Source organism: Streptomyces sp. NPDC030995 (genome assembly GCF_055571215.1).
Map to the genome: position 1 here is coordinate 183,766 of NZ_JBVIFS010000009.1, position 17,532 is coordinate 201,297.

General features: G+C 72.2%; 15 protein-coding genes. 13 read left to right on the forward strand and 2 right to left on the reverse strand.

All coding sequences use genetic code 11. From position 1 onward, the window contains the following. Positions 1-54 precede the first annotated feature (54 nt). From ACZ45T_RS16820 to ACZ45T_RS16845, 6 genes are all read left to right on the forward strand, one after another. Complete coding sequence (locus ACZ45T_RS16820; protein WP_468441832.1) at positions 55-1,053, forward strand: ABC transporter permease; 999 nt, start codon at positions 55-57, stop codon at positions 1,051-1,053. Continuing rightward, a complete protein-coding gene (locus ACZ45T_RS16825) occupies positions 1,050-2,147 on the forward strand; it encodes an ABC transporter ATP-binding protein (protein ID WP_468441834.1) in 1,098 nt (365 codons plus the stop codon). Before ACZ45T_RS16820 ends, ACZ45T_RS16825 begins: the two co-directional genes overlap by 4 nt. Positions 2,148-2,191: 44 nt before the next feature. Next, positions 2,192-3,271: an ABC transporter ATP-binding protein gene (locus tag ACZ45T_RS16830; RefSeq protein ID WP_468441997.1), complete on the forward strand. Its 1,080-nt coding sequence runs from the start codon at positions 2,192-2,194 to the stop codon at positions 3,269-3,271. A 221-nt stretch (positions 3,272-3,492) separates the two neighbouring features. Continuing rightward, the gene (locus ACZ45T_RS16835) at positions 3,493-4,149 is read left to right on the forward strand and encodes a trimeric intracellular cation channel family protein (RefSeq protein WP_468441836.1); all 657 of its coding nucleotides are present in this window, start codon (positions 3,493-3,495) and stop codon (positions 4,147-4,149) included. A 47-nt stretch (positions 4,150-4,196) separates the two neighbouring features. Then, positions 4,197-5,051 carry a thioesterase family protein gene (locus tag ACZ45T_RS16840; protein ID WP_468441838.1) on the forward strand — a complete coding sequence of 285 codons (855 nt, stop codon included), beginning with the start codon at positions 4,197-4,199 and terminating at the stop codon, positions 5,049-5,051. Positions 5,052-5,216: 165 nt separating this feature from the next. Next, on the forward strand, positions 5,217-6,380 hold the full coding sequence (locus ACZ45T_RS16845) for a cysteine desulfurase family protein (protein WP_468441840.1): 1,164 nt from the start codon (positions 5,217-5,219) through the stop codon (positions 6,378-6,380). On the opposite strand, the gene ACZ45T_RS16850 is transcribed toward ACZ45T_RS16845, so the two are convergent. Further along, a complete protein-coding gene (locus tag ACZ45T_RS16850) occupies positions 6,377-7,036 on the reverse strand; it encodes an N-acetylmuramoyl-L-alanine amidase (RefSeq protein WP_468441842.1) in 660 nt (219 codons plus the stop codon). The genes ACZ45T_RS16845 and ACZ45T_RS16850 overlap by 4 nt on opposite strands. Before the next feature lie 69 nt (positions 7,037-7,105). Between ACZ45T_RS16850 and mnmA the strand changes: the two genes are divergently transcribed. Beyond that, positions 7,106-8,263, forward strand: coding sequence for a tRNA 2-thiouridine(34) synthase MnmA (gene mnmA / locus ACZ45T_RS16855; protein ID WP_468441844.1), 1,158 nt, complete (start codon positions 7,106-7,108; stop codon positions 8,261-8,263). A 32-nt stretch (positions 8,264-8,295) separates the two neighbouring features. On the opposite strand, the gene ACZ45T_RS16860 is transcribed toward mnmA, so the two are convergent. Then, complete coding sequence (locus ACZ45T_RS16860; protein ID WP_468441846.1) at positions 8,296-9,219, reverse strand: NADP-dependent oxidoreductase; 924 nt, start codon at positions 9,217-9,219, stop codon at positions 8,296-8,298. 103 nt (positions 9,220-9,322) lie between these two features. On the opposite strand from ACZ45T_RS16860, the gene ACZ45T_RS16865 reads away from it, so the two are divergent. The 6 genes from ACZ45T_RS16865 to ACZ45T_RS16890 all read left to right on the forward strand — a co-directional run bounded on the left by ACZ45T_RS16865 (position 9,323) and on the right by ACZ45T_RS16890 (position 17,374). Continuing rightward, the gene (locus tag ACZ45T_RS16865) at positions 9,323-10,297 is read left to right on the forward strand and encodes a GlxA family transcriptional regulator (RefSeq protein ID WP_468441848.1); all 975 of its coding nucleotides are present in this window, start codon (positions 9,323-9,325) and stop codon (positions 10,295-10,297) included. Between the two features lie 88 nt (positions 10,298-10,385). Then, positions 10,386-10,730 carry a DUF1330 domain-containing protein gene (locus tag ACZ45T_RS16870; RefSeq protein WP_468441850.1) on the forward strand — a complete coding sequence of 115 codons (345 nt, stop codon included), beginning with the start codon at positions 10,386-10,388 and terminating at the stop codon, positions 10,728-10,730. 174 nt (positions 10,731-10,904) lie between these two features. Beyond that, the gene (locus ACZ45T_RS16875) at positions 10,905-11,594 is read left to right on the forward strand and encodes an SDR family oxidoreductase (protein ID WP_468441852.1); all 690 of its coding nucleotides are present in this window, start codon (positions 10,905-10,907) and stop codon (positions 11,592-11,594) included. Further along, entirely contained in the window at positions 11,591-12,574 is a 984-nt protein-coding gene (locus ACZ45T_RS16880; RefSeq protein WP_468441854.1) for a methionine synthase, read from the forward strand. The genes ACZ45T_RS16875 and ACZ45T_RS16880 overlap by 4 nt, the downstream gene beginning before the upstream one ends. Positions 12,575-12,604: 30 nt before the next feature. Next, the gene (ligA, locus tag ACZ45T_RS16885) at positions 12,605-14,806 is read left to right on the forward strand and encodes an NAD-dependent DNA ligase LigA (protein ID WP_468441856.1); all 2,202 of its coding nucleotides are present in this window, start codon (positions 12,605-12,607) and stop codon (positions 14,804-14,806) included. 387 nt (positions 14,807-15,193) lie between these two features. After that, positions 15,194-17,374, forward strand: a complete 2,181-nt coding sequence (locus ACZ45T_RS16890) for a putative bifunctional diguanylate cyclase/phosphodiesterase (protein WP_468441858.1) — start codon at positions 15,194-15,196, stop codon at positions 17,372-17,374. The last annotated feature ends 158 nt before the right edge of the window (positions 17,375-17,532 follow it).

Sequence of the window (17,532 nt, forward strand, 5' to 3'; positions counted from 1 at the left end):
TTGGGGGTGCTCTCCAGAAGAGGGCGCCCCCGGGCCGCAGCCAGGCCGAGCGCAGTGCTTGCATATCTCATTCGACGGATCTTCGCCGTCATCGTCATGCTGTTGGTCATCACGCTGGTGACCTTCGGAATCTTCTTCCTCTTCCCGAAGATGATCGGGACGGATCCGGCGCTCTACTTCGTCGGCAAGCAGTCCGACCCTGCCGCCATCGAGGGCATCCGGCAGAAGATGGGGCTCGACGACCCGATCCTCGTCCAGTTCGGCAAGTTCGTCGTCGGGCTGGTGGCGGGTCGCACGTACGCCAACGGCTCCGACGTCACGCAATGCGCCGCGCCCTGCTTCGGCTACTCCTTCAAGACCGAGCAGGAGGTCTGGCCGCTGCTGACCGACTGGCTCCCGGTCACCCTCTCCCTCGCCATGGGTGCCGTCGTCCTCTGGGTGATCGGCGGTGTCGCCACCGGCGTCATCTCCGCCCTCAAGCGCGGCACCGTCCTGGACCGCTCGGTCATGGGCGTGGCCCTTGCCGGCGTCTCCCTCCCCATCTACTTCACGGGCATGCTCGCCATCGCGGTCTTCTCCGACCAGCTCGGCTGGTTCGGCCGGCCCGAGGCGACCTTCGCCGAGGATCCGGGCAAGTGGTTCAACGGCATGGTCCTGCCGTGGGTCTCGCTCGCCTTCCTCTACGCGGCGATGTACGCGCGGCTCACCCGCGCGACCATGCTCGAAGTCCTCAACGAGGACTACATCCGCACCGCCCGCGCCAAGGGCCTGACGGAACCCGTCGTCATCGGGAAGCACGCCATGCGCTCGACGATGACGCCGATCCTCACCGTCCTCGGCCTGGACCTCGGCGCCCTGCTGGGCGGCGCGGTGCTGACCGAGTACACGTTCTCGCTGCACGGCCTCGGCTACAGCGCGGTACGCGCCATCAGCGAGCACGACCTGCCGGTCATCCTGGGCATCACCCTGATCTCCGCCTTCTTCGTCGTCGCGGCGAACCTCATCGTTGACCTCATGTACGCGGTGATCGACCCCCGAGTGAGGCTGTCATGACCGATCTGACCAAGACCGGAGCCCTCAACCAGCCGGTCGACGCGGTGGAGCCCGCCACGGCCTTCCTGGAGGTCCGCGACCTCAAGGTGCACTTCCCGACCGAGGACGGCGTGGTCAAGTCGGTCGACGGGCTCTCCTTCACGCTGGAGAAGGGCAAGACCCTCGGCATCGTGGGCGAGTCCGGATCCGGCAAGTCGGTGACCTCGCTCGGCATCATGGGCCTGCACCGCGTGGGCCAGTACGGCCGCCAGCGGGCCCGGATCTCCGGCGAGATCTGGCTCAACGGCAAGGAGCTGCTCTCCGCCGACGAGGACGAGGTGCGCAGGCTGCGCGGCCGGGAGATCGCCATGATCTTCCAGGACCCGCTGTCCGCGATGCACCCGTACTTCACCATCGGCAAGCAGATCGCCGAGGCGTACCGGGTCCACAACAAGGTCGACAAGAAGGCCGCCCGCACGCGGGCCGTCGAACTCCTCGACCGCGTCGGCATCCCCGAGCCGCACAAGCGGATCGACAGCTACCCGCACGAGTTCTCCGGCGGCATGCGCCAGCGCGCGATGATCGCGATGGCGCTGGTCAACAACCCCGAACTGCTCATCGCGGACGAGCCGACGACGGCCCTGGACGTCACCGTCCAGGCCCAGATCCTCGACCTCATCCGGGACCTGCAGAAGGAGTTCGGCTCCGCGGTCATCATGATCACGCACGACCTCGGCGTGGTCGCCGAGATGGCCGACGAACTCCTCGTGATGTACGGCGGCCGGTGCGTCGAGCGGGGCACCTCCGAGAAGGTCTTCTACGAGCCCCGGCACCCGTACACCTGGGGCCTGCTGGGCTCGATGCCGCGCATCGACCGCGAGCAGACCGAGCGCCTCATCCCGGTCAAGGGCTCGCCGCCCAGCCTCATCAACATCCCGAGCGGCTGTGCCTTCAACCCGCGCTGCCCGTACGCCGACGTACCCAAGGGCAACGTGACCCGCACGGTACGGCCCGAGCTGGTCGAGGATGACGGCACCCGCCACTGGTCCGCCTGCCACATGTCGCAGGAGGAGCGGACCCGGATCTGGACCGAAGAGATTGCGCCGAAGCTGTGACCGAGACGCCTGACCCCAAGAAGACGGACACGGCCGCGGCCGCCATCCCCGCGCAGGCCACGGACTCGCCCGACGCTCCCGAACTGCTGCTGAGGGTCTCCGGCCTGACCAAGCACTTCCCCATCACCAAGGGGCTGCTGCGCAGGCAAGCGGGCGCGGTCAAGGCCGTCGACGGCATCGACTTCGACGTCCGGCGCGGTGAGACCCTCGGCATCGTCGGCGAGTCCGGCTGCGGGAAGTCGACCATGGGCCGGCTGATCACGCGGCTGCTCGAACCGACCGGCGGCACCGTCGAGTTCGAGGGCAAGGACATCACGCACCTGGGGGTGGCGGGCATGCGCCCGCTGCGCCGCGACGTGCAGATGATCTTCCAGGACCCGTACGGCTCGCTGAACCCGCGCCACACGGTGGGCACCATCGTCAGCGCGCCGTTCAAGCTCCAGAACGTCACCCCGGAGGGCGGGCTCAAGGCGGAGGTCCAGCGGCTGCTGTCGCTCGTGGGCCTCAACCCCGAGCACTACAACCGCTACCCGCACGAGTTCTCGGGCGGCCAGCGCCAGCGCATCGGCATCGCGCGGGCCCTGGCGCTGAAGCCGAAGCTGGTGGTCGCGGACGAGCCGGTCTCGGCGCTGGACGTGTCGATCCAGGCCCAGGTGGTCAACCTGCTGGACGACCTCCAGGAGGAGCTCGGCCTCACCTACGTGATCATCGCGCACGACCTGTCGGTCATCCGGCACGTCTCGGACCGCATCGCGGTGATGTACCTCGGCAAGATCGTCGAGCTGGCGGACAACAAGTCGCTGTACGGGGCGCCGATGCACCCCTACACCACGGCCCTGATGTCGGCCGTGCCGGTGCCCGACCCGCGGCGGCGCGGCGCGAAGAGCGGCCGCATCCTGCTCAAGGGCGACGTGCCGTCGCCGATCTCGCCGCCGAGCGGCTGCCGCTTCCACACGCGGTGCTGGAAGGCCACGCAGATCTGCACGACGCAGGAACCGCCGCTGCTGGCGCTGAAGACGGGCCACCAGGTGGCCTGCCACCACCCGGAGAACGCCCCCGACCAGGCCCCGGGCGACCAGCCCCTGCCGGGCGCGGCGGACGCGGTGGCCACGGTCACGCCGTAACGGTCAGGATGGGGCCGGTAGGGGTGCTGCGCGCCCCTACCGGCCCCATCCGGCCTCGTCGGCCCCATCCAGCCCGGCCGGGCAAATCCAGCCTCGCCGGCGTTTGAGGCGCGGGGGCTGGGGCGGAGCCCCAGGTCCTGAAGCCGCACAGGCGCCGCGGCCCGAGCCCTGCCCTGCGACACCCGGCGGGAGCCGAAGGGTCGAGGGGCGACAATGAGCCAGTGCTCCACGATCTCTTCCCGCCCGGGATCCAGCATGCCCTGGACCTCGCCGGCATCTTCGTCTTCGCCACCGCAGGCGCCCTGCTCGCCGTCCGCAAGAACTTCGACGTCTTCGGCATCGCCGTCCTCGCCCTGGTCACGGCCCTCGGCGGCGGCCTCTTCCGCGACCTCGTCATCGGCGCCACCCCGCCGGCGGCCTTCGGCGAGCTCAGCTTCTTCGTCACCCCGCTGATCGCCGCCGCGCTCGTCTTCTTCCTGCACCCCGAGGTCCAGCGGATCAACCGGGCCATCAACGTCTTCGACGCCGCCGGCCTCGCGCTGTTCTGCGTGACGGGCACGACCAAGGCCTACGAGTACGGCCTCGGCCTGACCGCGTCCGCCGCGCTGGGCCTCGCCACGGCCGTCGGCGGCGGCGTACTGCGCGACGTGCTCGTCAACGAGGTGCCCTCGCTGCTGCGCGACCGCGAGATGTACGCCGTGCCCGCGACCGTCGGCGCCGCGATGGTGGCCGTCTCCATCGCCCTGGACTCGCTCAACGCCTTCACCACCGCCCTGGCGATCGTCACCACGTTTGTCCTGCGGCTCCTCGCCATGCGCTACCACTGGCGCGCGCCGCTGGCCTGGAACCGCCGCTCCTCCGTGGCCGAAGAGCCGTAACCGAAGAAAGCTACCGCTTAGTAGCAGCCCGGTGTACCGTCGTTTACATGTCACACGCAGCTGCCCAGGCATCCATCGGCGACAGTGAGTTCGACCGCGACACCACCATCACCGCACGCGCGGGCGAGCCCGGGGTGTACGACGCGGAACTCTCCGCCGGCTGGACGATCATCGCCGCCGTCAATGGCGGATACCTGCTGGCCCTGGTCGGCCGGGCGCTCTCGGCGGCCCTGCCGCACCCGGACCCCTTCACCGTCTCCGCGCACTACCTGACCTCCTCCGTGCCCGGCCCCGCCGTGATCCGCACCGAGGTCGTACGGGTCGGCCGCACCCTCTCCACCGGCCAGGCCTCGCTGTTCCAGTACGACGAGAGCGGCGCCGAGATCGAGCGCATCCGCGTCCTCGCCTCCTACGGCGACCTCGCGGCCCTGCCGGACGACGTGCGCACGGTCGCCGTGCCGCCCGTCATGCCCGCCTACGAGGACTGCATCGGCCCCGAGGCCGGCCCGGCCCCGATCCCCGGCAGCTCCGCCATCGTGGACCGGCTCCGGCTCCGGCTGGACCCGGCGACGGCGGGCTGGGCCCTCGGCGCGCCCTCGGGCAAGGGTGAGATGCGGGCCTGGTTCGAGCTGGCCGACGGCCGTGACGCCGACCCGCTCTCCATGCTCCTGGCGGTGGACGCGCTGCCGCCGACCGCCTTCGACCTCGGCCTGGTGGCCTGGACCCCGACGGTGGAACTCACCACCCACATCCGCCGCCGCCCGGCCCCCGGCCCGCTCCGGGTCTCCATCACCACCCGCAACCTGGCAGGCGGCTTCCTGGAGGAGGACGCGGAGGTCTGGGACTCCACGGACCACCTGGTCGCCCAGTCCCGCCAACTCGCCCGCGCGCTGCGTTTCTGACGCGCCGGGCAAGAATCAGCCCCGCCGGCGTTCGAGGCGTGGGGTCTGGGGCGAAGCCCCAAGGGGTCGGCTCCGCCCCGCGGCCCCCGCCCGCCCCGCCCGCGCCGCAGACTCACGGTCCCGCCGGGCGGAGCCCCACCCGCGGGCTCGTAGAATCGGGGGATCATGGCCTACCTCGACCACGCCGCAACCACCCCGATGCTGCCGGAGGCCGCTGCGGCGATGACCGCGCAGTTCGCCGCCACGGGGAACGCCTCCTCCCTGCACGCCGCCGGCCGCCGGGCCCGCCGTACCGTCGAAGAGGCCCGCGAGGCCTTCGCCGACGCGGTCGGCGCCCGCCCGAGCGAGGTGGTCTTCACCGCCGGCGGCACCGAGGCCGACAACCTCGCCGTCAAGGGCCTCTACTGGGCGCGGCGCGACGCCGACCCCGCCCGGACCCGGGTCCTCGCCAGCCCCGTCGAGCACCACGCCGTGCTCGACGCCGTCCACTGGCTCGCGGAACACGAGGGCGCGCAAGTGGAGTACCTGCCCGTGGACCACTACGGCCGCGTGCACGCCGACGCCTTCCGGGAAGCCGTCGAGCGCAACCCGGACGACGTGGCCCTGGCCACCGTCATGTGGGCCAACAACGAGATCGGCACCGTCATGCCGGTCCGCGAACTGGCCGCCATCGCCCGCGAGCACGGGATCCCGCTGCACTCGGACGCCGTCCAGGCCTTCGGGCAGCTCGACGTCGGCTTCGCCGACAGCGGCCTCGCCGCCATGACCGTCAGCGGCCACAAGGTCGGCGGCCCGTACGGCATCGGCGCCCTGCTCCTCGGCCGCGACCAGAGCCCCGTACCCGTCCTGCACGGCGGTGGTCAGGAGCGGCACGTCCGCTCCGGCACCCTCGACGTGCCGGCCATCGCCGCCTTCGCGGTGGCCGCCGTCCTCGCCGCCGAGCGGCGCGAGCGGTTCGCCGCCGAGATCGGCGCCCTGCGGGACGAGCTGGTCGCCGCCGTCCGCGCGGCCGTGCCCGACGCCGTCCTCGGGGGAGACCCGGACGACCGGCTCCCGGCCAACGCGCACTTCAGCTTCCCCGGCTGCGAGGGCGACTCCCTGCTGCTCCTGCTCGACGCCCAGGGCATCGAGTGCTCCACCGGCTCCGCCTGCACCGCCGGCGTGGCCCAGCCGAGCCACGTCCTGCTGGCCACCGGCACCGACCCCCAGCTGGCCCGAGGCACCCTGCGCTTCTCCCTCGGCCACACCTCCACCAAGGAGGACGTCGCCGCCCTGGCCGCGGCCATCGGCCCGGCGGTGGAACGCGCCCGCACGGCAGGGCTCAGCTAAGCGCCGAGAGCCTCTCCGACCATGCGTATGTAGCGGTCCCAGTCCCAGTGGCGGCCCGGGTCCGTGTGGTCGGCGCCCGGGACCTCGGAGTGGCCGACTATGTGGGTGCGGTCCGCCGGTATGCCGTACCGGCGGCAGACGTCGGCCGCCAGGCGGGCCGAGGCCGCGTACATCGCGTCCGTGAAGTCCTGCGGGCGGTCCACGAAGCCCACGTGCTCGATGCCGACGCTGCGCTCGTTCATCGAGCGGTTGCCCGAGTGGAAGGCCACGTCCAGCTCGCGCACCATCTGCTCCACGTGGCCGTCCCCGCGCACGATGTAGTGCGCCGACGCCTTGTGCCACGGGTTCTTGAAGGCGTCGACCGAGGACTCGAAGCCGCCCTGGGTGACATGGACGACGATCCGGTCCACGCGGTAGTCGTCGGGCCGGTCCGCCAGCCGCCAGTTCGCCGGCGAGGCCGCCGTCCAGCTCGCGCCCGCGTGGTCGAGCTCGCCCTCCTTGCGCGGCTTGGCCACCCCCGGAATCAGCCACCAGGCACGGCCGATCTCCTCCCGGCCGGCGATCGCCGCCACCGTGAAGATCCCGAGCCCCCCGAAGAGCACGGCCCTGCGGGTCCGGCTCGGCGGTCTCTTCCCTGCATTCCCCTGCTCGGCCATGTGATCCACCCCCCGAACCCGATAACGCGCTGTGACCCCGCTCGGTTCCCCCGTACCCTGGAAGGCGCTATGACTGAGAACCTGCCGCGCACCGCCCGCCTCCCCCTCGCTGCGCCGGGGGGACGCCCACTTCGCGTCCTGGCCGCCATGTCCGGCGGAGTGGACTCCGCCGTCGCCGCCGCCCGCGCCGTCGAGGCCGGGCACGACGTGACCGGCGTGCACCTCGCGCTCTCCGCGAATCCGCAGTCCTTCCGGACCGGTGCCCGCGGCTGCTGCACCATCGAGGACTCCCGCGACGCCCGCCGCGCCGCCGACGTCATCGGCATCCCCTTCTACGTCTGGGACCTCGCCGAGCGCTTCCGCGAGGACGTCGTCGAGGACTTCATCTCCGAGTACGAGGCCGGGCGCACCCCCAACCCCTGCCTGCGCTGCAACGAGAAGATCAAGTTCGCCGCGCTGCTCGACAAGGCGCTCGCCCTCGGCTTCGACGCCGTCTGCACCGGCCACTACGCCACCGTCGTCGAGAACGAGGACGGCTCCCGCGAGCTGCACCGCGCGTCCGACATGGCCAAGGACCAGTCGTACGTCCTCGGCGTCCTCGACGAGAAGCAGCTCGCCCACGCCCTCTTCCCACTCGGTGACACCCTCACCACCAAGGAGGAGATCCGCGCGGAGGCCGAGGAGCGGGGCCTCGCCGTCGCCAAGAAGCCCGACAGCCACGACATCTGCTTCATCGCCGACGGCGACACCCAGGGCTTCCTCGCGAACCGCCTCGGCAAGGCCGAGGGCGACATCGTCGACGAGACCGGACGGACGGTCGGCACGCACGAGGGCGCCTTCGGCTTCACCATCGGCCAGCGCAAGGGCCTGCGCATCGGCCACCCGGCCGCCGACGGCAAGCCGCGCTACGTCCTCGACATCTCCCCGGTGAACAACACCGTCACGGTCGGACCGGTGGAGGCGCTGGACGTCTCCGCGCTGACCGCGATCCGCCCGCGCTGGTGCGGCTCCACGGCCGCCGCCCCGGGCACGTACACCGCGCAGCTGCGCGCCCACGGAGGCGAGACCGAGGTCTTCGCCGAGCTCGTGGACGGCGAGCTGCGCGTCTCCTTCACCGAGCCGGTCCGCGGCGTGGCCCCCGGCCAGGCGATCGTGCTCTACGACGGCACGCGCGTGGTCGGCTCCGCCACCATCGCGACGACGCGGCGGGCCGCCGCCTCGGTCTGAGGGCCTGATCCGAAGGACAGGCCCCAGAGGCCTCAGACCACCGTCAGGACGATCTTGCCGGTGGTGCGGCCCTGCTCGCCGATCTCGTGGGCCTTCGCGGCCTGCGCGAGCGGCAGCACCGTGTCGACCAGCGGCTTCAGCAGGCCCTGCTCGACCAGGGCGGCGATCTCCTCCAGGCCCTTCAGGTCCGGCTCCACGAGGACCCAGGCGGCCTGCACGCCCCGCGTGTCGGCCGGGATGCCGTCCGGGCCCGGCAGGGTGACCAGGTGGCCGCCCGGCTTGAGCACCTTCAGGGAGCGCTGCCCGTAGTCCCCGCCGATGGCGTCGATCACCACGTCCACGTCCGTGACGGCGTCCTCGAAGTCGGTGGTGCGGTAGTCGATCACCTCGTCGGCGCCGAGGCCGCGCAGCACGTCGTGCTTGCCCGCACTAGCGGTGCCGATCACGTAGGCGCCGCGGGCCTTGGCGATCTGCACGGCCAGGTGGCCGACCCCGCCGGCCGCCGCGTGCACCAGCACGCGCTGCCCGGCCGAGACCCCCGCGGTGTCCACCAGTGCCTGCCAGGCGGTCAGCGCCGCCAGCGGCAGCGCGGCGGCCTGTACGTGGTCCAGGGAGGCGGGCTTGCGGGCGAAGTGCCGGGCGGGAGCCGTCACGTACTCGGCGTAGGCGCCGGCCTGCTGCGGGAAGCGGGGCATCCCGTACACCTCGTCGCCCACCCGGTGCAGCGTCACGCCGGGGCCGACGGCCTCGACCGTGCCGGACACGTCCCAGCCGACCTGCGGGACCGGCCCCCAGGGGATGAGGGCGCCGGAGGCCCGGGTCTTCCAGTCGACGGGGTTCACCCCGGCCGCGTGGACCCGTACCAGGATCTCGCCCATGGCCGGCTCCGGCCGCTCCAGCTCGGTCTCGGTGAGTACCTCGGGTCCGCCCCACTGGCTGACGACGACGGCGCGCATGTGTTTCTCCTCAGGTGTGTCCGGTGCTGCTCTGGAACCAGCTTCGACGCCGGAAGCGGGCCGTGGTGTTGGCCGAATGGCCATCATGTGTCAGGATTTGGCCATGCACCGGATCGCCGTACTCGCCCTCGAAGGCGTCCCCCCGTTCGAGCTCGGGATCCCCTCCCGAGTCTTCGGAAACGCCCTGGACGAGGCCGGGAATGCGCTCTACGAGCTGACCGTCTGCACCGCCGACGGGCAGCCCGTGGCCAGCGACGCGGGCTTCACCATCGGCGTCTCGGCAGGCCCCGAGGCCCTCGCCGCGGCCGACACCGTGATCATCACGCCCACGCACGCCATGGACGAGCTCGCGCAGGGCGCGCCCCTGCCGCAGGCGCTGACCGACGCCCTCGCCGCTATCCGGCCCGGCACCCGGCTGGTCTCCCTGTGCACCGGCTCCTACGTCCTCGCCGCCGCCGGGTTGCTCGACGGCCGGCCCGCCACCACGCACTGGCTGCACGCGCCCGAGTTCCAGCGGGGCTTCCCGCGCGTCCGGCTCGACGAGGAGGTCCTCTTCGTCGACGACGGCGACATCCTCACCTCGGCGGGCGTGGCCGCCGGCGTCGACCTCTGCCTCTACATGATCCGCCAGGACCACGGCTCCGCCGTCGCCAACCGCGCCGCGCGGTTGTGCGTCGTACCGCCCTGGCGCGACGGCGGGCAGGCCCAGTACATCGACCGGCCCGTCCCCGAACCCACCGTCGCCACGACCACCGCCACCCGCGCCTGGGCCCTGGAGCGGCTCGGCGAGCCGATCACCCTCACGGAGCTGGCCGCCCACGCCCGGATGAGCCTGCGCACCTTCACCCGGCGGTTCCGCGACGAGGTCGGCATGACCCCGGTGCAGTGGCTCACCGCCCAACGCCTGGAGATCGCCCGCCACTTGCTGGAGTCCAGCGACCTGCCGGTCGACCTGGTCGCCCACCGCTCCGGCTTCGGCTCCGCCGGCTCGCTGCGCCAGCACATGCGCACGTCCCTCGGGACCTCGCCCATCGCCTACCGCCGGACCTTCCAGCCGCACAGCGCCGCCATGGCATGACCTCCGGGGTAATCGCCCCCGCGGCCGCGGCCTGCCAGGATCTGGTCAACAGCCCGAACCGACGGGCTGGTTGAAGGGGGAGACCGACATGACCGCTTACGCCATAGGCCACATCCGCCCCGACACGATGAACGAGGACATCCTCCGCTACATCGAGGAGATCCAGGCCACCATGGACCCCTTCGGCGGCCGCTTCCTGGTCCACGGCAAGGAGGTCGAGGTCAAGGAGGGCCCCTGGCCCGGCACGGTCGTCGTCATCGGCTTCCCGGACATGGACCGGGCCCGCGCCTGGTACGACTCGCCCGCCTACCAGGCCCTCGTCCCGCTGCGCGCCGACCACATCGCGGGCGAGGTCATCCTGGTCGAGGGCGTCCCGGCCGACTACGACGCCACGAAGACGGCCGCCCGCCTGCGCGAAGCCGCGGGTCTCTGAAGAACCCCGCCGTCCCTGGTCGCTGATCCCGGGCCGTGGGCACGAGGGGCTCCTGTGTCTGGCGGGCCCCGGCCCGCGGGGCCCCACCACCCGGCAGGCCGGAGCCGCCCGGGCCGCGGTCGAGGCGGCGTACCGCGAGGCCGCCGGAGCCTGACGGGTGCGAGCATGGGGGCTATGGCTACTCACCTGATCACCGGTGCCGGATCCGGCATCGGCGCCGCCGTCGCGGCCCGGCTGCACGCCCGCGGCGACGACCTCGTCCTGCTCGCCCGCGACGCCGCCCGCGGCAAGCAGCTCACCGAGCGGTACCCCGGCGCGGGGGTCCTCGTGGGCGACCTCGCCGACCCCGACCGGCTCTCGTGGGCCTTCTCCAAGCAGGCCATCCCCGAGCGCATCGACTCCCTGCTGCACATCGCCGGGATCGTGGACCTCGGCCCCGTCGGGGAGCTGCGGCCCAAGACCTGGCACCAGCAGCTCAACGTGAACCTCATCGCCCCCGCCGAGGTCACCCGGCTGCTGCTGCCCACCCTGCGGGCCTCGAAAGCCACCGTCGTCTTCGTGAACTCCGGCGCCGGGCTCCACGCCCACGCCGACTGGAGCGCGTACGCCGCCTCCAAGCACGGGCTCAAGGCCCTCGCCGACTCCCTGCGGGAGGAGGAGAAGGCCAACGGCATCCGCGTCACCTCCGTGTACCCGGGGCGGACCGCCAGCCCCATGCAGGCCAAGGTGCACTCCCAGGAGGGCAAGGAGTACGACCCCGCGCACTGGATCGACGCCGAGTCCGTGGCGACCACGATCGTCATGGCCGTCGACCTGCCCCGCGACGCCGAGGTCAACGACCTGAGCGTCAGGCCCGGCCGATGACCGCGAGTGCCACCGGCATCGGTTCGCTGCCCGGCGGCGACGCCCGCGAGGCCGCGAAGACCGTCACCGGATCCTTCGAGGAGTTCCCGTACCTCGCCGAGCTGCCCGCCCGGGGGCCCGGCGCGGACATGATCGGCCGTTCCCTCGGCCTGCTCGTCGACATGTACGCGCACGTCGAGCCCAGCGGCTGGCGGATCAGCGACCGCCCGGGACGGGACAGCAAGCGCTCCCGGTCCTGGCTCGGGGAGGACCTGGACGCCCTGGAGGAGTTCACCCAGGGGTACACCGGCAAGCTCAAGGTCCAGGCCGTCGGGCCGTGGACGCTGGCCGGCGCCCTGGAGCTGCACGGCGGCGAGGCCATGCTCCAGGACGCGGGCGCCTGCCGGGACCTGGCGGGATCGCTCAAAGAGGGGCTGCGCGAGCACCTCGCCGACGTCCGCAAGCGCATCCCCGGCGCCGAGATCGTCCTTCAGTACGACGAGCCGTCGCTGACCGCCGTCCTGCTCGGGCGGGTGCGCTCCGCCAGTGGCTACCGGACGTACCGGGCCGTCGACCGGCAGGTCGTCGAGGGCACGCTGCGGGACCTGTTCGCCGTCCACGACGGCGAGGTCATCGTGCACTCCTGCGCGCCCGAGGTCCCCTTCGGCCTGCTGCGGCGAGCCGGTGCCGCGGGCGTGTCGTTCGATTTCTCCTTGCTCACCGAGCGCGAGGATGACGCCATCGGGGAGGCCGTCGAAGGCGGTACGAAACTCTTCGCCGGAGTGGTGCCGGGCACCGACGGCCCGTTGTCAGACCCTGCCGGTAGCGTCATGGGTGTCAGGAAGCTTTGGCGCAGGCTGGGGCTGGCCCCGGGGACTCTGGCGGAGTCCGTCGTGGTCACCCCGTCGTGTGGTCTGGCGGGCGCTTCACCCGCCTACGCCCGCGCGGTGCAGGCGCATTGCGTCAGGGCGGCGAGGTCGCTCGCCGACAACCCTGAGTGACGGTCGAGACGGGGCACGGGAGGACACGGCATGGCAGCCGAACAGCAGGACACGGCAGTACCGACGGCGGTGCGTGAGCAGCACCAGCTGCTCGCCGAGCAGGTCGAGGAGCACCGCTTCCGGTACTACGTGAACGACCAGCCGGTCGTCAGCGACGCCGAGTTCGACAAGCTGCTGCGCTCGCTGGAGGCGCTGGAGGAGCAGTATCCGGAGCTGCGTACCCCCGACTCGCCCACCCAGAAGGTGGCCGGGGCGTACGAGACGGACTTCGCCTCCGTCGAGCACCGCGAGCGGATGCTCTCCCTCGACAACGCCTTCGACGACGAGGAACTGGCCGCCTGGGCCGAGCGGGTGGCCCGGGACGTGAACACCCCGGACTACCACTACCTGTGCGAGCTGAAGGTGGACGGCCTCGCCGTCAACCTCACCTACGAGAACGGCCGGCTCACCCGCGCCGCCACCCGCGGCGACGGCCGCACCGGCGAGGACATCACCCCCAACGTCCGCACGATCGCCGAGATCCCGGACCGGCTGAAGGGCGACCGGATCCCGGCCCTGGTCGAGATCCGCGGCGAGGTCTACTTCCCGATGGAGAAGTTCGAGGAGCTCAACGCCCGGCTCGTCGAGGCCGAGGGCAAGCCCTTCGCCAACCCGCGCAACGCCGCGGCCGGTTCGCTGCGCCAGAAGGACCCCAAGGTCACCGCGAGCCGCCCGCTGCACATGGTCGTGCACGGCATCGGCGCCCGCGCGGGCTTCGACATCGACTGCCAGTCGCAGGCGTACGAGCTGCTGCACGAGTGGGGCCTGCCCACCGCCCAGCACAACAAGGTGGTCTCCTCGCTCGCCGAAGTCCGCGACTTCATCGCGTACTTCGGCGAGAACCGGCACTCGGTGGAGCACGAGATCGACGGCGTGGTCGTCAAGCTCGACGAGATCGCCCTCCAGGGCCGGCTCGGCTCCACGGCACGCGCCCCGCGCTGGGCGATCGCCTGGAAGTACGCCCCGGAAGAGGTCAACACCAAGCTCATCGACATCAAGGTCGGCGTCGGCCGCACCGGTCGCGTGACCCCGTACGCGCAGGTGGAGCCGGTGACGGTGGCCGGTTCCGAGGTCGAGTTCGCGACCCTGCACAACCAGGAGGTCGTCAAGGCCAAGGGCGTGCTCATCGGGGACACCGTGGTGCTGCGCAAGGCGGGCGACGTCATCCCCGAGATCCTCGGGCCGGTGGTGGACCTGCGGGACGGCAGCGAGCGCCCCTTCGAGATGCCGACGCACTGCCCCGTGTGCCGCACGGAGCTGCGGCCGATGAAGGAGGGGGACATCGACGTCCGGTGTCCCAACGCGCAGACCTGCCCCGCCCAGCTGCGCGAGCGGCTCTTCTACCTCGGCGGCCGCCAGAGCCTGGACATCGAGAACTTCGGCATGGTGGCGGCGGCCGCGCTGACCGCCCCGCTGGAGCCGGCCCAGCCGCCGCTGCTGGACGAGGGCGATCTCTTCGGCCTGACCATCGAGCAGCTGCTGCCGATCAAGGCGTACGTCCTGGACCCGGACAGCGGTCTGCCCAAGCGCGACCCGAAGACGGGCGCGGAGAAGATCGTCACCGTCTTCGCCAACCAGAAGGGCGAGCCGAAGAAGAACGCCCTGGCGATGCTGGAGAACATCGCGGCCGCCAAGGAGCGTCCGCTCGCCCGCATCATCAACGGTCTGTCGATCCGTCACGTCGGACCGGTCGCGGCGGAGGCCCTCGCCCGCGAGTTCCGGTCGATCGACGCGATCCGCAACGCCACCGTGGAGGAGCTGACGGCCACCGAGGGGGTCGGGGCGATCATCGCCACCTCGCTCAAGGAGTGGTTCGCCGAGCCGTGGCACGAGGAGATCCTGCGCAAGTGGCGTGACGCCGGGGTGCGGATGGAGGAGGAAGGTTCCGCCGAGGAGGAGGGGCCGCGGCCGCTGGAGGGGCTGACCGTGGTCGTCACCGGCACTTTGCAGAGCCACACGAGGGACGGCGCGAAGGAGGCCCTGCAGAGCCGTGGCGCCAAGGTCACCGGATCGGTGTCGAAGAAGACCTCGTTCGTCGTGGTCGGCGACAACCCGGGCTCGAAGTACGACAAGGCCATGCAGTTGAAGCTGTCGGTCCTCGACGACGCCGGTTTCGCCGTGCTGCTGGAGCAGGGCCCGGACGCGGCGCGCGAGGTCGCGCTTCCGGTGGACGGCGGGGGCGGAGGGGAGTAGTACGGACAGGGGAATCGCCGCGGGGGAGTAGCGAAGGCGAACGGATGCATGGCGTGCGGCCGTACGGGCGGGCGCACGCCGGGCGCGGCAGCCGGTGGTAAACGGCCGGTACAAGGCTGGTCGCGGGGCGGTGACCTGTCGGATCATCGGACGGGTGACAGAGGGGGTCCTGTCCAAACTCACCCGTTCGGCGGATACCGTACTGATGAGGATGGCTGGGTCGCATTCGGGCAACCCCTGCCGACCGCTGCCCCTGGGAGCCTCCAGCGTCCTACTGTTGAGGGGTGCGCCTGTCGTGCACGGCTGCAGGATGCGACTTTGGCCGTGGTGGCATGACATCGGGGCCATCGCGTGACATCGGCATCGCCGGCTGTGAGAGGTACGGGCATGAAACCCACCGAAAGCGCCGACCCGTCACCTGAATTCGGCGGGGAAATCCCGTCCATGCGGGCGGGCAGGCTCGGTGTCCTGGGGGCCAGGACACCGGACACCCGACCGCTCGACACCGGTGCGGACGGCCAAGGGCGGCGCGGCGTGCTGCCCTTCCTCGTCGTGGGCCTCGCCGTCGTGGTCCTCGCCACCGGCATAGTCTCCGCGCTGAATGACCATCAGGCGCTCTTCCCCGGCGGGACGGTCGGCTGGGCGCTCGCCCTGCTCACCGGGATCATCGTCGGCCACCTGGTCGCGCTGGGCCGCGACCGCTGGTGGGGCGGTACCGGGTCGGGCGCCGCGCTCACCCTCGGCGTCCTCCTCCTCTACGGGTGGGTGCCCGCGGGACTGGTCTCGCTCGCGGTGGTCTCCCTGGTCGGGGCCGCACGCCGGCACCGCTGGCGGCAGGGGCTGCTGCACGGCTCCGTGGACATCCTCGGCATCGGCGCGGGGGCCCTCGTACTCGCCGCCTTCGGCGAGACCCCGTCCGTCGAGACCCCCTGGCTGCCCACCGGCTGGGACCTGGAGGCGGCCCCCGAGGTCGTCCTCGTCGCCGTCGCCTACCTGCTCGCCACCCGGGTCCTGCTCTGGCTCGCGCTGGCCCCGCGCGGCGGCGGCCTGCCCACCGTGGCGCGCACCGCCCTGCTCCGGCAGGCGTTAGTCGCCGTCGCGCTGCTCGGCATCGCCCCCCTGATCTGCGTCGTCGCGGCCACCCAGCCGGTCCTGCTGCCGCTGTTCGCCGTACCGCTGATCGCGCTGGACTCCACCCTGTGGATCGCCCGGGCGCGCGCCGAGGAGCAGCTGCGGGATCCGCTGACCGGGCTGCCGAACCGGCAGTGGCTGCTGGAGCGGGCCTGGAGCGCGCTGGACGAGGCTGAACGTTTGGGCACCCGGGCAGCTCTTGTGTTGATCGACCTGGACCGCTTCCGTGCGGTCAACGACACCCTGGGCCACCTGGCGGGTGACCGGCTGCTGCTCCAGATCGCCGACCGGCTGCGCCAGGCCCTGCCCGAGGACGCCGAGGCCGCCCGGCTCGGCGGCGACGAGTTCGCCGTACTGCTCCCCGTCGCCGACTCCACCACCAGCGCCCAGCGGATCGCCCGCCACCTGGTCGCGGAGCTCAGCTCCCCCCTCGACCTGGACGGCCTCACGCTCGTCCTGGAGGCCAGCGCCGGCCTCGCCGTCTTCCCCGACCACGCGCTGGACGCGGAGGGGCTGCTGCGGCGCGCGGACGTGGCGATGTACCAGGCGAAGCGCGACCGCACGGGCGTGGAGGTGTACGAGTCCAAGCGGGACAGCAACACACCCGACCGCCTCGGCCTCCTCGGCGACCTCCGCAGAGCCCTCGACGCCGGTGAAGTGGAGCTCCACTACCAGCCGAAGGTCCGCTTCGACGGCCAGGTGGCCGGGTTGGAAGCCCTGGTGCGGTGGGTGCATCCGGAACGCGGCCGGGTCCCCCCGGACGAGTTCATCGCGATCGCCGAGACCTCCGGGCTGATGCCGCACCTGACGGAGTACGTCCTGGAGACGGCCCTCGCCCAGGTGGCGCGCTGGCGGGCCCAGGGCCTGAAGGTGCCGGTGGCCGTCAACGTCTCGCCGCGCGACGTCCACACCCCGGGCTTCGCGGGCGCGGTGGCCGCGCGGCTGGCCCGTCACGGGGTCCCGGCGAGCGGGCTCCAGCTCGAAATAACGGAACACGTCCTGCTCGAAGACCCCCAGCGGGCGGCGGACACCATGGCGGGCCTGACCGGCCACGGCGTGAAGATGTCCCTGGACGACTTCGGCACCGGCTACTCCTCCCTGGTCCACCTGCGCCGGCTGCCGGTCAGCGAGCTGAAGATCGACCGGTCCTTCGTCGGCCGGCTGGCGGTCGACGCGCAGGACGCGGAGATCGTCCGCTGCACGGTGGACCTGGCGCACTCGCTGGGCCTGCTGGTCGTGGCGGAGGGCGTGGAGGACGACGAGACGTGGGAGCGGCTGCGGGATCTGGGCTGCGACGCGGTGCAGGGGTGGCTGGTCGCCGCCGCGATGCCTCCGCAGGAGGCCACGGCGTGGCTCCTCGCCCGCGGCGAACGCGGCTGGCGCCGCCCGGCGGACATCACGGCCGAACTCGCGGCCGCCGAGGCCGACGCCGGCTGACTCCGTCGGGATGCGGCCGGGGTCGCGGGCGGGTGCGCCGCCGCCGCTGGGGCTCCGCCCCAGGCCCCGGGGGGGGGAGGGAGAGGGGGGGGGGGGGGGGGGGGGGGGGGGGGGGGGGGGGGGGGGGGGGGGGGGGGGGGGGGGGGGGGGGGGGGATA

Excerpts from the sequence above, each read along its gene's own strand:
- ACZ45T_RS16850 (WP_468441842.1), bottom strand. The coding sequence starts at position 7,036 with ATGGCCGAGCAGGGGAATGCAGGGAAGAGACCGCCGAGCCGGACCCGC.
- mnmA (WP_468441844.1), top strand. The coding sequence starts at position 7,106 with ATGACTGAGAACCTGCCGCGCACCGCCCGCCTCCCCCTCGCTGCGCCG.
- ACZ45T_RS16870 (WP_468441850.1), top strand. The coding sequence starts at position 10,386 with ATGACCGCTTACGCCATAGGCCACATCCGCCCCGACACGATGAACGAG.
- ACZ45T_RS16890 (WP_468441858.1), top strand. The coding sequence starts at position 15,194 with ATGAAACCCACCGAAAGCGCCGACCCGTCACCTGAATTCGGCGGGGAA.
- ACZ45T_RS16860 (WP_468441846.1), bottom strand. The coding sequence starts at position 9,219 with ATGCGCGCCGTCGTCGTCAGCCAGTGGGGCGGACCCGAGGTACTCACC.
- ACZ45T_RS16865 (WP_468441848.1), top strand. The coding sequence starts at position 9,323 with ATGCACCGGATCGCCGTACTCGCCCTCGAAGGCGTCCCCCCGTTCGAG.
- ACZ45T_RS16880 (WP_468441854.1), top strand. The coding sequence starts at position 11,591 with ATGACCGCGAGTGCCACCGGCATCGGTTCGCTGCCCGGCGGCGACGCC.
- ACZ45T_RS16825 (WP_468441834.1), top strand. The coding sequence starts at position 1,050 with ATGACCGATCTGACCAAGACCGGAGCCCTCAACCAGCCGGTCGACGCG.
- ligA (WP_468441856.1), top strand. The coding sequence starts at position 12,605 with ATGGCAGCCGAACAGCAGGACACGGCAGTACCGACGGCGGTGCGTGAG.
- ACZ45T_RS16875 (WP_468441852.1), top strand. The coding sequence starts at position 10,905 with ATGGCTACTCACCTGATCACCGGTGCCGGATCCGGCATCGGCGCCGCC.
- ACZ45T_RS16845 (WP_468441840.1), top strand. The coding sequence starts at position 5,217 with ATGGCCTACCTCGACCACGCCGCAACCACCCCGATGCTGCCGGAGGCC.
- ACZ45T_RS16840 (WP_468441838.1), top strand. The coding sequence starts at position 4,197 with ATGTCACACGCAGCTGCCCAGGCATCCATCGGCGACAGTGAGTTCGAC.